11 protein-coding genes are annotated in these 14,534 nt (G+C 62.8%); 5 read left to right on the forward strand and 6 right to left on the reverse strand.

The window, feature by feature from the left end; all coding sequences use genetic code 11:
• Positions 1-12: 12 nt before the first annotated feature.
• The 5 genes from zapE to GJ700_RS24465 form a co-directional block, all read right to left on the reverse strand.
• A complete protein-coding gene (zapE, locus tag GJ700_RS24445) occupies positions 13-1,110 on the reverse strand; it encodes a cell division protein ZapE (RefSeq protein WP_154378877.1) in 1,098 nt (365 codons plus the stop codon).
• 82 nt (positions 1,111-1,192) lie between these two features.
• Positions 1,193-2,626: a dihydrolipoyl dehydrogenase gene (gene lpdA / locus GJ700_RS24450; RefSeq protein WP_154378879.1), complete on the reverse strand. Its 1,434-nt coding sequence runs from the start codon at positions 2,624-2,626 to the stop codon at positions 1,193-1,195.
• Between the two features lie 154 nt (positions 2,627-2,780).
• Complete coding sequence (gene odhB / locus GJ700_RS24455; protein WP_154378881.1) at positions 2,781-4,028, reverse strand: 2-oxoglutarate dehydrogenase complex dihydrolipoyllysine-residue succinyltransferase; 1,248 nt, start codon at positions 4,026-4,028, stop codon at positions 2,781-2,783.
• 93 nt (positions 4,029-4,121) lie between these two features.
• A complete protein-coding gene (locus GJ700_RS24460) occupies positions 4,122-6,977 on the reverse strand; it encodes a 2-oxoglutarate dehydrogenase E1 component (protein ID WP_154378883.1) in 2,856 nt (951 codons plus the stop codon).
• A 215-nt stretch (positions 6,978-7,192) separates the two neighbouring features.
• Positions 7,193-8,128 carry a LysR family transcriptional regulator gene (locus GJ700_RS24465; protein ID WP_154378885.1) on the reverse strand — a complete coding sequence of 312 codons (936 nt, stop codon included), beginning with the start codon at positions 8,126-8,128 and terminating at the stop codon, positions 7,193-7,195.
• A 112-nt stretch (positions 8,129-8,240) separates the two neighbouring features.
• On the opposite strand from GJ700_RS24465, the gene GJ700_RS24470 reads away from it, so the two are divergent.
• From GJ700_RS24470 to GJ700_RS24490, 5 genes are all read left to right on the forward strand, one after another.
• The gene (locus GJ700_RS24470) at positions 8,241-9,104 is read left to right on the forward strand and encodes an MBL fold metallo-hydrolase (RefSeq protein WP_154378887.1); all 864 of its coding nucleotides are present in this window, start codon (positions 8,241-8,243) and stop codon (positions 9,102-9,104) included.
• Between the two features lie 175 nt (positions 9,105-9,279).
• Positions 9,280-9,987 carry a YjjG family noncanonical pyrimidine nucleotidase gene (locus GJ700_RS24475; protein WP_371868108.1) on the forward strand — a complete coding sequence of 236 codons (708 nt, stop codon included), beginning with the start codon at positions 9,280-9,282 and terminating at the stop codon, positions 9,985-9,987.
• Between the two features lie 7 nt (positions 9,988-9,994).
• Complete coding sequence (locus tag GJ700_RS24480) at positions 9,995-11,311, forward strand: leucine-rich repeat-containing protein kinase family protein (RefSeq protein WP_154378889.1); 1,317 nt, start codon at positions 9,995-9,997, stop codon at positions 11,309-11,311.
• 19 nt (positions 11,312-11,330) lie between these two features.
• Positions 11,331-11,717, forward strand: coding sequence for a BlaI/MecI/CopY family transcriptional regulator (locus tag GJ700_RS24485; protein WP_154378891.1), 387 nt, complete (start codon positions 11,331-11,333; stop codon positions 11,715-11,717).
• 174 nt (positions 11,718-11,891) lie between these two features.
• Positions 11,892-13,916: a putative bifunctional diguanylate cyclase/phosphodiesterase gene (locus GJ700_RS24490; protein ID WP_195764003.1), complete on the forward strand. Its 2,025-nt coding sequence runs from the start codon at positions 11,892-11,894 to the stop codon at positions 13,914-13,916.
• Here GJ700_RS24490 and GJ700_RS24495 read toward each other — a convergent pair whose 3' ends face one another.
• Positions 13,917-14,414: a DUF1444 domain-containing protein gene (locus GJ700_RS24495; RefSeq protein WP_154378895.1), complete on the reverse strand. Its 498-nt coding sequence runs from the start codon at positions 14,412-14,414 to the stop codon at positions 13,917-13,919. It lies immediately after the preceding gene.
• Positions 14,415-14,534: the final 120 nt, after the last annotated feature.

Below are 14,534 nucleotides of genomic sequence, written 5' to 3' on the forward strand. Positions count from 1 at the left end.
GCCCTTTCCCTGTCACGACAGGGCGTCGGCCGCCTTGCGCTGTTCCTTGTCCATATATTCGCGCGACTGCATTTCCACGATGCGCGACACGGTGCGGTGGAATTCGTTGGCCAGCGTGCCCGCCGTGTACAGCTCTTCCGGCTCCACTTCGGCCGACATCAGCAATTTCACCTTCTGGTCGTAAAACACGTCGATCAGCCACGTGAAGCGGCGCGCCTCGGACGACATGGCGGCCGACATCATCGGGATGCCGGACAGGATCACGGTGTGGAAGCGGCTGGCGATCTCCAGGTAATCGTTTTGCGAACGGGGGCCGCCGCACAAGGTGGCGAAGTCGAACCAGATGATGGAGCCGGCGCGGCGCAACGCGCGGATATCGCGGTTTTCAATCGAGATCACGGGATTTTCATCCGCCGTCTCGGCGATCCGCGCATACGCGTGGCGCAACTGCTCGTCGGTCGCCGCATTGAGCGGCGTGTAATACGACTCGACCTGTTCCAGCGCGCGCCCCCGGTAATCGACGCCGGCATCGACGTTCAGCACGTCGAGCTTGTCCTTCAGCAGCGCGATGGTCGGCAGGATGCGGTCGCGGTGCAAGCCATCCGGGTACAAGGTCGACGGTTCATAGTTCGACGTCATGATGAACGACACGCCATTGTCGAACAGCGCCGACAGCAGGTTGTACATGATCATCGCGTCGGCCACGTCGGAAATGTGGAATTCGTCGAAGCAGATCAGGCGGTATTTTTTCGCCACGTTGCGCGCCACTTCCTGCAGCGGATCGGCCACGCCGCGCAACTCGTCGAGCTGGCGGTGGATATCGCGCATGAATTCGTGGAAGTGCAAACGTGTCTTGCGCACCAGCGGCACCACGGAATAAAAGCTGTCCATCAGGAAGGACTTGCCGCGGCCCACGCCGCCCCACATGTAGACGCCGCGCGGTGGCGTGGGACGGTTGATGAAGCGCTTGAAACTGTTGGAGCGCAGGGCCTTGTATGCGGCCCACTCGTCATAGCAGGCTTGCAGCCGGTCGACGGCGCGCTGTTGCGCGGCGTCGGCCTTGAAATCGCGCTGGGTCAGCGCGTGTTGGTAGAACTCTTGGACGTTCATGACATTTTGCCTTCACACGGGCACAAAAAAAGCCGGACGGGGTGCAATGCGCAGCCCGCGTCCGGCCTTTGATTAGCTCAGCTTAGAAATTCAGCGTGCGCTTGTCGATTGCCAGTGCGGCTTCCTTGGTCGCTTCCGACAGCGACGGGTGGGCGTGGCAGATGCGGGCGATGTCTTCCGCCGATGCCTTGAACTCCATCGCCACCACGGCTTCGGAAATCAGTTCCGATGCCATTGGGCCGATGATGTGCACACCCAGGATTTCGTCGGTGACGGCGTGGGCCAGGAATTTCACCATGCCCGACGTGTCGCCCAGCGCGCGTGCGCGGCCGTTGGCCAGGAACGGGAAGGTGCCGGCCTTGTACTGCACGCCTTCGGCTTTCAGCTGCTGTTCGGTCTTGCCGACCCACGCGATTTCCGGCGACGTGTAGATCACCCATGGAATCGTGTCGAAGTTGGTGTGGCCATGCTGGCCGGCGATACGCTCGGCCACGGCTACGCCTTCTTCTTCCGCCTTGTGCGCCAGCATCGGGCCGCGCACGACGTCGCCCACCGCCCACACGTTCGGCAGGTTGGTCTTGCAGTCGCCGTCCACGGCAATGAAGCCGCGCTCGTCCAGCGACAGGCCGACTTTGTCGGCGCCCAGGCCGTTGGTGTTCGGCGTGCGGCCGATCGACACGATCAGCTTGTCGAACACGGCGGTCACGGCTTCGCCCTTGGCGTCAGCGTATTCCACGGTGACGTTGTTGTCGCCCTTGGTCACGCTGTTGATCTTGCAGCCCAGGGAGATGGCCAGGCCCTGCTTGGTGAACAGCTTGTGCGCTTCTTTGGCGATTTGCTCGTCGACGGCGCCCAGGAAGGTCGGCAGGCCTTCCAGCACGGTGACTTTCGAGCCCAGGCGGCGCCATACGGAACCCATTTCCAGGCCGATCACGCCGGCGCCGATCACGCCCAGGTTGGCAGGCACGGCGTCGATCGCCAGCGCGCCGGTGTTCGACAGGATCAGTTTTTCATCGAAGTCCGCGCCTGGCAGTGCACGGGCGTTGGAACCGGTCGCCACGATGACTTGCTTGGCGTTGATGGTTTCTTCGGTCTTGCCGGTGATGGCGATCGGATAGCCTTCGGCGCCCGCGGCGCCGGCGAATGCGCCGCGGCCGTGGAAGAAGGTCACCTTGTTTTTCTTGAACAGGTACAGGATGCCGTCGTTGTTTTGCTTGACGACGTTATCCTTGCGCTTGACCATCTGGCCCAGGTTCAGCGACAGGCCTGCCACGTCGATGCCGTGCTCCTTGAACGCATGGCCGGCGTGCTCGTAGTGTTCGGACGATTGCAGCAGCGCTTTCGATGGAATGCAGCCCACGTTGGTGCAGGTGCCGCCTGGCGCGGGGCCGCCTTTTTCGTTGGTCCACTCATCGATACAGGCCACCGAGAAACCCAGCTGCGCTGCGCGGATCGCGGCGATGTAGCCGCCAGGACCTGCGCCGATTACGACGACGTCAAATTGTTTGTTGCTCATGTCTTAAATTCCCAATCAGTTTGAACGGCATGCAGCCCAGACCTGCCCCTTTGTAAAGACAGAGCGCAACGCGTAGGGTGGGTTCCACGAACCCGCCGCAGCGCAGCCGAGGTGCATGCAAGGCGGGTTTGTAAAACCCGCCCTACGGAGTCAATTACAGGTCCAGCAGCAGGCGCGATGGATCTTCCAGCGCGTCTTTCATTGCCACCAGGCCCAGCACTGCTTCGCGGCCGTCGATGATACGGTGGTCATACGACATGGCCAGGTAGTTCATCGGACGGATCACGATTTCGCCGTTTTCCACCACGGCGCGGTCCTTGGTCGCGTGCACGCCCAGGATGGCCGATTGCGGCGGGTTGATGATCGGGGTCGACAGCATGGAGCCGAAGGTGCCGCCGTTCGAGATCGAGAACGTGCCGCCGGTCAGGTCGTCCAAGGTCAGCTTGCCGTCCTTGGCTTTCTGGCCGAATTCACCGATTTTCTTTTCGATTTCAGCGATCGACATCTGGTCGGCGTTGCGCAGGATCGGCACCACCAGGCCGCGTGGCGAACCCACTGCGATACCGATGTCGAAGTAGCCGTGGTAGACGATGTCGTTGCCGTCCACCGATGCGTTCAGGATCGGGTATTTCTTCAGTGCCGCAACAGCGGCCTTGACGAAGAACGACATGAAGCCCAGCTTGACGCCGTGCTCTTTCTCGAACTTGTCCTTGTACTTGTTGCGCAGGTCCATGACCGGCTTCATGTTCACTTCATTGAAGGTGGTCAGGATGGCGTTGGTCGATTGCGATTCCACCAGGCGCTCGGCGATACGTGCGCGCAGGCGGGACATCGGCACGCGCTCTTCCGGACGGTCGCCCAGGTTCAGGTTGCCGACCGGAGCGGCAACTTTTTGCAGCGCCGGCTTGGCGGCGGCTGGTGCGGCGGCTGGCGCCGGTGCGGCTTTCGGTGCGGCGGCGGCGGCCAGGGCGTCGCCCTTGGTCACGCGGCCATCCTTGCCGGTGCCGGCAACATTCGAGGCGGACAGGCCGGCTTCGGACAGGATCTTGGCGGCGGCAGGCATGGCCACGTCGCCCTTGTTGGCGGCGGCAGCGGCAGGTGCGGCGGCTGGCGCGGCGGCGGCAGGTGCGGCAGCGGCTGGAGCGGAGGCGCCGGCGGTTGCTTCGGTATCGATAATGGCAATCACTTCACCAGCAACCACGGTTGCACCGTTGTCCTTCAGCACTTGCACGACCACACCGGCGCTTGGCGCCGGCAGTTCCAGCACGACTTTGTCGGTTTCGATGTCGATCATGTTTTCGTCGCGGGCGACGGCCTCGCCGACTTTCTTGTGCCAGGACAGCAGGGTCGCTTCAGCGACGGACTCGGACAGCTGGGGAACTTTAACTTCGATTTGTGCCATTTAAAAACTCCGTATCTTTCTCGTATCTATTTTTATGTACGGCTGCGCGCCGCCGCGCAATTTCACTTGCGGGCGGCGCGCTGCCTGTCGACATTACTTGGTCAGGATGAAGCCCTTCAGCTTCGAGAACGCCGTTTCCAGCAGCTCTTTTTGCTGGGCGTAGTGCTTGTCGTAGTAACCGACAGCCGGCGAAGCCGATGCCGGACGACCGGCGTACGCCAGGCGCTGGCCCGATTCCAGGCTCTCAAAGATGTTGTGCTGGATCTGGAACCATGGGCCCTGGTTTTGCGGCTCATCCTGCGTCCACACCACTTCGGTCGCGTTCGGGAACTTTTTCAGTTCCGCTGCGAACGACTTGTGCGGGAACGGATACAGTTGTTCGACACGGATAATGGCGGTGTCAGCCTGGCCGCGCGCCTTGCGGGCGTTGACGATGTCGTAGTACACCTTGCCCGAGCAGGCGATCACGCGCTTGACTTTCTTGGCGTCGATCTTGTCGTCCACTTCACCGATCACGGTCTGGAACGCGCCCTTGGCCAGTTCGGTCAGCGGCGAACCCGCATCCTTGTTACGCAGCAGCGACTTCGGCGTCAGGATCACCAGTGGTTTGCGGAACTGGCGCACCATCTGGCGGCGCAGCACGTGGAAGATCTGCGATGCGGTGGTCGGCTGCACCACTTGCATGTTGTTGTCCGCGCACAGTTGCAGGAAGCGCTCAGGACGGCACGACGAGTGCTCCGGGCCCTGGCCTTCGTAGCCGTGCGGCAGCATCATGACCAGGCCGGAAGCGCGGCCCCACTTCACTTCGCCGGAGCTGATGAACTGGTCGATCACGACTTGCGCGCCGTTGACGAAGTCGCCGAACTGGGCTTCCCAGATCGTCAGCGTGTTTGGTTCGGCGGTCGAGTAGCCGTATTCGAAGCCCAGCACCGCCTCTTCGGACAGCACGGAGTCGATCACGGTGAACGGCGCCTGGCCTTCCGCGATGTTTTGCAGAGGAATGTAGGTGCCCGCATCCCAACGCTCACGGTTCTGGTCGTGCAGCACGGCGTGGCGGTGGGTGAAGGTGCCGCGGCCGGCGTCCTGGCCGGTCAGGCGCACTGCGTAGCCCGACGACACCAGCGATGCGAAGGCCAGGTGCTCGCCCATGCCCCAGTCCAGGTTGACTTCGCCTTTACCCATGTTGGCGCGGTCGGCCAGCACTTTTTCCACCAGCGAGTGAACTTTGAAACCTTCCGGCACGGTGGTGATACGGGTCGACAGGCGTTTCAGTTCCGTCATCGGCACGGCGGTGTCGGCCGAGTCGGTCCACTTGCGGTTCAGGAACGGCAGCCAGTCAACGGCGTACTTGTTCTTGAAGTTCGAGATCACCGGATCCACGGTGTGCTTGCCTGCATCCATCGCGGCGCGGTAAGCGGCCACCATGACGTCGCCGCCGTCGGCAGCGATCACGCCCTGGGTTGCCAGCTTGTCCGCGTACAGCTTGCGGGTGCCCGGGTGGGTCGCGATCTTCTTGTACATCAGCGGCTGGGTCAGTGCCGGCGTATCCTGCTCGTTGTGGCCCAGTTTGCGGTAGCAGATGATATCGACAACGATGTCTTTCTTGAATTCCAGGCGGTAGTCCAGCGCGATTTGCGACGCCAGCACCACGGCTTCAGGATCGTCGGCGTTCACGTGCAGCACCGGCGCTTCGATCATCTTCACGACGTCGGAGCAATAGATGGTCGAACGCGCGTCGCGCGGGTCGGACGTGGTGAAACCGATCTGGTTGTTGATGACGATGTGCACCGTGCCGCCCGTGCCGTAGCCGCGGGTCTGCGCCAGGTTCAGGGTTTCCATCACAACGCCCTGGCCGGCGAATGCCGCGTCGCCGTGCACCAGGATCGGCAGCACTTGCGCGCCTTGCGCATCGCCGCGGCGGTCCATACGGGCTTTCACGGAACCTTCGACCACCGGGTTGACGATTTCCAGGTGCGACGGGTTGAACGCCAGCGACAGGTGGACCGGGCCGCCCGCGGTGGAGATGTCGGACGAGAAGCCCTGGTGGTATTTCACGTCGCCGGCCGGCAGGTCTTCGGCGTGCTTGCCTTCGAATTCTTCGAACAGGTCTTTAGGCGCTTTGCCCAGGGTGTTGACCAGCACGTTCAGGCGGCCGCGGTGGGCCATGCCGATGACGATTTCCTGCACGCCTTTTTCGCCGGCGCGCTGGATGATTTCATCGATCGACGCGATGAACGTTTCGCCGCCTTCCAGCGAGAAGCGTTTCTGGCCGACGTACTTGGTATGGAGGTAGCGTTCCAGGCCTTCAGCGGCCGTCAGGCGCTCCAGGATATGCTTTTTCTTTTCAGCCGTGAAATTCGGGGTCGAGCGGATCGATTCCAGGCGTTCCTGCAGCCAGCGTTTTTCGGCCGGGTCGGAAATGTACATGTATTCCGCGCCCACCGAGCGGGTGTAGGTGTCGCGCAGGAATTGGGTCAGGTCGCGCAGCGAAGCGGTTTCCGGGCCGAAGTAGGTATTGGAGATGTTGAACACCGTGTCCTGGTCGGCGTCGGTGAAGCCGTAGAACGATGGTTCCAGTTCCGGGATGTTCGGACGTTCCTGGCGCTGCAGCGGGTCCAGGTTGGCCCAGCGCGAACCCAGGTAGCGGTAAGCGGCGATCAGCTGGGTGGCTGCCACGCGCTTGCGGCCCATGTCGGGGTCGGACGAGGCGATCACGGTGCGGATCGGGCCGGCTTTCGCGCGTTCGGCGAAGGAGGCGATCACGGACGAGTGAACCACGTCAGGCTTGTTGGAACCGTCGACGGCAGGCACGTGCTGCATGGCGTCGAAATAGGCGCGCCAATTGTCTGGCACGGAACCGGGGTTATCGAGGTACGCTTCGTACAGTTCTTCGACGTACGGCGCATTCCCACCGAACAGATAGGAGTTGGACTGGCTTTGTTGCATCATCTTGCTCACCTTTCTTCGCGCTTCGCGAGGAATTAGCGGGTTAATCTAACCTTCCGCGACACGGCCTGACCGGTTAGCGGATTGCATATCAAGTTGTGGGGGAAGGACCTGTAATTCGGTATTGCTATAAAACGGTCCCGTAGAATAGCACGCTGTCTTGAGACAAAACAACCAATAAATATAGAAAAATTGCGGCCTCGCGGGCATGTCAATGACTAATTTTTAATAAATGGTATGCCCCGGTTTTCATTTTCAAGCTGCCAATCCGGGTCGCCGGCGAACCAGTCCAGCAAGTGATCGAGCATGGTGCGCAAGGCCGGCGGCATGTGTTCGCGCGAGCTGTAAACGCCATACATGCCCAGCTGTTGCGGGCGGTAAGCGGGCAGCAGCTGGACCAGTTTACCGGCGCCGATCAGCGGCGCCGCGGCGAACCGGGGCTGCATGGCGATCCCGGCGCCCTCGACTGCCGCCGCCAGCAGCGCCATCGATTCGTTCGACGACAGGTTGCCGCCGACGGCCGCCTGCATGCCCTCGCCACCATGGTCGAAGCGCCAGACACTCTTGCCAAAATAGGAATAAGTCAGGCAATTGTGCCGGGCCAGGTCATCGGGCGTGCGCGGCATGCCGCAACGCGTGATGTACGCGGGCGAGGCGACGATGACGGAATCGCAATCGCCCAGCCGGCGTGCGATCAGGCCCGGGTCCAGCTCATTGGTGATGCGGATGGCGAGGTCGATGCGCTGCTCGACCAGGTTGACGGCGCGGTTGTCCACTTGCAGGTCGACGCTGACATTCGGGTATTTCAGCAGGTAAGCCGCCACCGCGCCGGCCAGCGCAGTCTGCGCCAGGAAGTGGGAACTGGCCAGCCGCAACAGCCCGTGCGGCGCGTCGGGGTCGCTCTGCCCTGCCGCCACCATGTCGTCGGCCACCGCCAGCATTTCGCGGCAGCGGCTCAGCGTGACTTCGCCGGCCGCCGTCAAGCTGATGCGGCGCGTGGTCCGGTGCAGCAGGCGCACGGCGCACCACTCCTCCATCTCGGCCAGGTAACGCGTGACCATGGCGCGCGACATGTCCAGCGCGTCGGCGGCGGCGATCATGCTGCCCCGGTCGGCGATTTCCACAAAGACCCGCGCGGCGGTCAGCCTGTCCATATGTTCGATCCATGCAATTAATCGTTGCAATTTACACTGTTTTTCGTACGAATGCCCGGCGGCACAATGGCGTCACTCAATCACCTCAGTCACTTCAACAAGGACCGACACCATGCTGATCAAATCCGCCATTGCCGCCGCCGCGGTTTCCGCTTCCGCCATCGCCACCGCCGCACCGCTGTCGCTGGAAGTCTTCAATCCGGGCGAAGCGGCCATCTTCCCCGTCGCTTCGGTGCTGGTGAAAGGGGCGAAGGACGCCGTGCTGATCGATGCGCAATTCTCGCGCGGCGAAGCGCTGAAACTCGTCGAGCAGATCCGCGCCAGCGGCAAGCGGCTGACCACCGTGTACGTCAGCCATGGCGACCCGGATTTCTATTTCGGCCTGGACGTCATCAAGGCCGCGTTCCCGGACGCCCGCATCGTCGCCACGGCAGGCACGGTGGCCGCCATGCAGAAAAAAGCCGCCGCCAAGGTGGCGTACTGGGGCCCGATCCTGAAAGACAATGCGCCGCACGGCATCGTGATGCCGGAAGTGCTGGCGGGCGATGAAATCAAGCTGGAAGGCGAAAAACTCGTGGTGGCCGGCCTGGATGGCGCGACGCCGGACCGCACGTTCGTGTGGATTCCATCGATCAGGGCGGTGGCGGGCGGCGTGGTGCTGTTCTCCGGCCTGCACGTGTGGACCGCCGATACGCAGACGGTGGAATCGCGCCAGCAATGGCTGGCCACCTTGGACCGCATTGCCGCGCTGAAGCCGGTGACGGTGGTGCCGGGGCACTTCCAGCCGGGCGTGGCGTTCACGCCGGAGTCGATCGGCTTTACCGCGGATTATCTGCGCCGCTTTGAAACGGAAACCCCGAAAGCGGGCGGCAGCGATGCGCTGATCGCTTCCATGAAATCCGCGTATCCGAAGGCGGGCCTGGAATCGGCATTGCAGATCAGCGCGAAAGTCGCCAAGGGCGAGATGAAGTGGTGAGGCCTGGGAGAGCGTAGTACAACCCCGCACTGGAAAGCGCGTTTTAGTATGGAGTCGCGGACGTTAGTAAAACCGGGATTTGCGGGCAAGCCCTCCACGTCCCGCTGCGGGCAATGCCCCCTCGAGCGCGGCGCCGTGCTAGCATTCCGGCTCGATACACTGCGCCGCCTCACTCGTGAAACACACGCTCTTCCTGTTCGACCTCGACGACACCCTGCTGGACTTCCGCGCTTCCGAACGACTGTCGTTTGAGCGCATTTTGCGGGAACTGGGTTTCCAGGCTCCGGTCGATACGCTGTTCGGCCAGTACCAGGCCATCAATATCGCGTTGTGGCGCGCGTTTGAGGCAGGCACCGTCACGAAAGACTTCCTCAAGGTCGAGCGCTTCCGGCAAACCTTTGCCGCCGGCGGCCTCGAACTGGACCCGTCGCAGGCCAGCGAGCGCTATTTGGAATCGCTGTCCGATACCGTGGTGCTGATCGATGGCGCACAGCGGCTGTGCGAACGACTGGCGGCGGTGGGCGAAGTCGGCATCATCACCAACGGCGTGGCCCACATCCAGGGCCGCCGCATCGCGGCATCCGGCCTCGGTGATTACATTTCGTTCGTGGCGACCTCCGAAGCCAGCGGCTTTGCCAAGCCTGACAGCCGGTTCTTCGACTTCACGGTCAAGATGGCGCGCGCCTTCTCGAAAGACCAAACCGTCATTATCGGCGACCGGCTCGATGCGGATATCCTGGGGGCCAACCGGTTTGGCATCGACAGCTGCTGGTACAATTCGGGCCGACTGGCCAATGACACGGAAGCGGTTCCGACCTGCGACGTTGCCCATCTCGATGACGTGCTTCCGGCACTGACGGATTTGGCCGTCTCGCCCCGATAAGAAACCCATGCACACCCTTGACCAATTACGCGCCGGCGCACTGGCCGGCGTGCAGCGCCTGCAACTGAAAGCCGGCCTGACGGAATTCCCCAGCGAAATCTTCGACCTGGCCGATTCGCTGGAAATCCTCGACCTGTCCGGTAATGCGCTATCGAGCCTGCCAGACGATTTACCCCGCCTGCACAAGCTGCGCGTGATTTTCTGTTCGGATAACCGGTTCACGGAGTTACCAGGCGTGCTGGGCCGCTGCCCGCTGCTGACCATGATCGGCTTTAAAGCCAACCGCATCGCCCACGTGCCGGGCGATGCGCTGCCGCCGAAGCTGCGCTGGCTGATCCTGACCGATAACGCCGTCGAATCGCTGCCGCCGGAAATCGGCCATTGTGCGGACATGCAAAAGCTGATGCTGGCAGGGAACCGCCTCACCGCCCTGCCCGACGAACTGGCCGCCTGCGGCAAGCTGGAATTGCTGCGCATTGCCGCCAACCAGTTGACGGCGTTGCCGGACTGGTTGCTGGCCATGCCGCGCCTGTCGTGGCTGGCCTTCGGCGGCAATCCGTTCTGTTCCGGCCTCGAAATCGACGCGCTGGAACGTGCGCCGGTGCCGCAGGTGGCGTGGACGTCGCTTGCCATCGGCCGCAAACTGGGTGAAGGGGCGTCCGGCGTGATTTACCAGGCGGAACAGAACGCCGCCGCCCAGGTGGCCGTCAAACTGTTCAAAGGCGCCGTCACCAGCGACGGCTTGCCGCAGTCGGAAATGGCGGCCTGCATCGCGGCCGGCCGGCACCCGGACCTGATCCCCGTGCAGGGCCGCATCCATGGCCACCCGGACGGTGCGCAGGGTCTGGTGATGCCGCTGATCGACCCGGATTATGGCAACCTGGCGGGTCCTCCCAGCCTGGCCAGTTGCACCCGCGACGTGTACGGCGGCGATAAACGCTTCGACGCCGCCACCGCGCTGCGCATTGCCTATGGCGTCGCGTCGGCCGCTGCGCATTTGCACATGCGGGGCATCCTGCACGGCGACTTGTATGGCCACAATATCCTGCACTGCCACCGTGGCCGCACGTTGCTGGGCGACTTCGGCGCCGCGTCGTTCTTCGATCCCGCCGGCGCGCAAGCTGCCGGCCTGCAGCGGCTGGAAACCCGCGCCTTCGGATGCCTGCTGGCGGAATTGCTGGAACGGTGCGACGGCTTGCGTCCCGAACTGGCGGCGCACCTGCAAGGCTGGGCGGCCGCCTGCCTGGCCCCCGATCCCGCCGCCCGCCCGCCGCTGGTGGTGCTTGCGCGGCAGCTGGAACAGATACTAGACAATCCGTTCTAGATAATTTATTCTACATCGCATGAGCACCCTGCCCAAACCCACCGCGTCCGAACTGGAGATGCTGCGCCTGCTGTATGCGCTGGGCCCGTCCACGGCCAAGCAAGTGCATGCGGCGGCGCTGGAAACCCGTCCCGACATGAATTACGCGACAGTGCTGCGCCTGTTGCAAGTCATGCACACCAAGGGCTTGCTGAACCGCGACGAAAGCGCCCGCGCCCACGTCTACGCCCCCGTGCAGGAACAGGAATCGGTCCAGACGTCGCTGCTGAAAGACTTGATCCAGAAAGCCTTTGCCGGCTCCGGCAAGGCGCTGGTGCTGGCGGCGTTGCGCGGCGGCCACGTTACGCAAAAAGAACGGGAAGAAATCCAGGCCCTGCTGGATAACGACCCCGGCAAGCCCCGGTAACTCTGCGCTATCGAGCGCCCATGCGCTTCCGCGCGGACTACACTATAAAGTCGCAATGCACATACAGCTTTAGCAAGCTGGCTGAAGAGCAAGTGCAAAGGCTCATAACAACACGCAGGGGAAGGTATGGATAAAAGGGAGCAGGATCCGGCCACAAAGGTCGGAGCCTCGCTGTTGTGCGACATTATGGATGTGCTGCCTGGCACGTTTTATGTCATCAACGAAGCGGGGCATTTTGTACTGTGGAATACACAGGTTGAGCTGGCAACGGGCCGCGACGCCACCCAGTTACGCACAACGCATATGCTGGAATTGTTTCCGCCGGCGGACCGTCCCGTGGTTGCGCAAGCGTTTTGCGACGTCTTCGAGCAGGACGGCATGGTGCAGGTGGAAGCCCACCTGGAAGCCGATGGCCGGCAAGTTCCCTACCTGCTGTGCGGCACACGGCTGGTATCCGGCGACCAGAAATACGTGTTGGGTTGCGGCATCGACCTGTCGTCCCATTACCAGCAAAAAGACACGCTGGAATTGCGCGAACGCGCACTGCACGCGGTCAACAATGGTGTCGTCATCACACGCTGCGACGGCGCCGACAATCCCATCGTCTACGTCAATCCCGCCTTCGAGCGCATCACCGGCTATACCTTGCAGGAAGCGCTGGGACGCGATTCCCGCTTCATGGCCGCGCCCGGACATGACGCCGCGACGCGCGCCCAACTGGCGGCCGCCGTCGCCGCCCGGCGTCCGCTGAACGTGGTGCTGCGGAACCGCCGCAAGAATGGCGAGCTGTTCTGGAATCATTTATCGATCACGCCGGTACGCGACCGGCAGCACACCGTATCGCACTATGTCGGCATCATCGAAGACGTGACGGAACAGCGGCAACGGATGGCGCAACTGGAACACCAGGTCACGCACGATGCATTGACGGGGCTGGCCAACCGCACCTTGCTGCGCGACCGGATCGAGCATGCGGTGACGTCGGCGCGGCGCACCGGCCTGAGCGCGGCCGTCATCCTGCTGGACCTGAACCGGTTCAAGGAAATCAACGATACGCTGGGCCACGACGCGGGTGACTTCGTGCTGTGCACGGTGGCCCGGCGCTTGCAGGAGGCGGTGCGCGACAGCGACACGGTGGCGCGCCTCGGCGGCGATGAATTCGTGCTGGTGCTGCCGGACCAGCCGGACTTGCGCTTCACGCTGGGCATGATTTGCCGCATCCGCCAGGCGCTGATGGCGCCGCTGGACTTCAACGGCCAGCCCGTGCCGACGGGCGCCAGCATGGGCGTCGCCATGTATCCGGCCGATGCCAACAATTTCGCCGCGCTGCTGCGCGCGGCCGACACCGCCATGTACGAAAGCAAGCGCGGCGGCGCCGGCGCTGTGCACTTCTATTCGCCTGAAATGACGAGCGCCTCGGCCTTGCGGCTGCGCATGGAAAAGGCGCTGCGCGACGCGCTGCTGCACGATGAAATCCACCTGGTGCTGCAGCCGAATGTCGGCGTCGCCGACGGCAAGCTGCTGGGGCTGGAAGCACTGCTGCGCTGGCGCCATCCGGAACTGGGCGAACTGTTGCCCGGCGAATTCCTGTCCGTGGCGGAATCCAACGGCCTGATCGTCGAACTGGGCCGGCGCGTCATCGACCGCGTGTGCGGCGTGCTGGTGCAGCTCGATACGCTGGGCTATCCGGACTTGCCGGTGTCGGTCAATGTATCGGGGCGGGAATTCATCCGCCACGATTACCTCTCTTACCTGGCGGGCCGGATGGCGCAGCACGGCATCAGGCCTGCCCGCATGGGACTGGAAGTGAAGGAAGCACAGTTGATACGCAACCCCGACCTGGCGCGCAAATTGTGCGCGGGTGTGCGCAGCCTGGGCGTGGGGCTGACGGTCGACCAGTTCGGCAGCGGTATCAGCAACCTGCACTGCCTGCGTTCATTGAGCATCGACCAGCTGAAAATGGCGCCCGAATCCGTGCAGGAAATCTGCCCGCACGGACGGCACGGGACATTGGCGAAAACCATGCTCGACATCGGCCACAACCTGAACATTCCCGTGACGGCGACGTCGGTGGAAACCCAGGTGCAACGCGACTTCCTGGCCGCGCACGGCTGTCCCGGCATGCAGGGCCGCTATGTCAGCGAACCGCTGGCGCCGGGCGAGCTGGAACACTGGCTGGCCGGGCGAGCATTGCACTGATCACGTCTTTTTGCGGACACGGAACAATTCCCGGCTGAGCAAATGGTCGCCGCCGTCCCACACGCGGTCGATCATGCGCTTCAGCTCGGTCTTTCCTTCATGGGAATCGATATCGCAGAATGCCAGCACATCGCGCGCCGGGGCGGCGATCGCATAACCTTTCTCGACCAGGTTGGCGAAATCCTTTTGCCACAGGCGCTCCAGCAAAAACATCGACGCTTCGAATTTTCCATCGATGAAGACGCCGAAGAAAGCGCCGAATTGCTGTACCCGGATGTGGTAGGCGCACAGCGTGAACAGGTTGTCCATCGCCTGCCGGTGCACATCGGCCGCGGTCGCGGCGCCGGTGGACAAGTGGCGCTGGCGCACCCAGTCGTTATCCACTGCGTACGCAATCATGAAGCCGTTCCCGATCTCCCGCACCAGCCGCGCATCCTCCCCTTCCGGCGGCGCGGAAGGCAGCAGGCAGGCAATGCTGCGCGACAGGAAGTCATCCATGCGGGCTCCTTACAAGGGACAATTCATTGTAAGGCTGCAAAAAAGTGCCAGGGACATTTTTGCAAATTAGCAACAACTCGACATTTTGGGGCCTGGCCCCAAAAGCACTATCGTTCGCGC

This window comes from Pseudoduganella rivuli (assembly GCF_009674485.1).
Lineage (GTDB): Bacteria > Pseudomonadota > Gammaproteobacteria > Burkholderiales > Burkholderiaceae_D > Rugamonas > Rugamonas rivuli_B.

Excerpts from the sequence above, each read along its gene's own strand:
- GJ700_RS24480 (WP_154378889.1), top strand. The coding sequence starts at position 9,995 with ATGCACACCCTTGACCAATTACGCGCCGGCGCACTGGCCGGCGTGCAG.
- GJ700_RS24495 (WP_154378895.1), bottom strand. The coding sequence starts at position 14,414 with ATGGATGACTTCCTGTCGCGCAGCATTGCCTGCCTGCTGCCTTCCGCG.
- GJ700_RS24485 (WP_154378891.1), top strand. The coding sequence starts at position 11,331 with ATGAGCACCCTGCCCAAACCCACCGCGTCCGAACTGGAGATGCTGCGC.
- odhB (WP_154378881.1), bottom strand. The coding sequence starts at position 4,028 with ATGGCACAAATCGAAGTTAAAGTTCCCCAGCTGTCCGAGTCCGTCGCT.
- lpdA (WP_154378879.1), bottom strand. The coding sequence starts at position 2,626 with ATGAGCAACAAACAATTTGACGTCGTCGTAATCGGCGCAGGTCCTGGC.
- GJ700_RS24460 (WP_154378883.1), bottom strand. The coding sequence starts at position 6,977 with ATGATGCAACAAAGCCAGTCCAACTCCTATCTGTTCGGTGGGAATGCG.
- zapE (WP_154378877.1), bottom strand. The coding sequence starts at position 1,110 with ATGAACGTCCAAGAGTTCTACCAACACGCGCTGACCCAGCGCGATTTC.
- GJ700_RS24470 (WP_154378887.1), top strand. The coding sequence starts at position 8,241 with ATGCTGATCAAATCCGCCATTGCCGCCGCCGCGGTTTCCGCTTCCGCC.
- GJ700_RS24465 (WP_154378885.1), bottom strand. The coding sequence starts at position 8,128 with ATGGACAGGCTGACCGCCGCGCGGGTCTTTGTGGAAATCGCCGACCGG.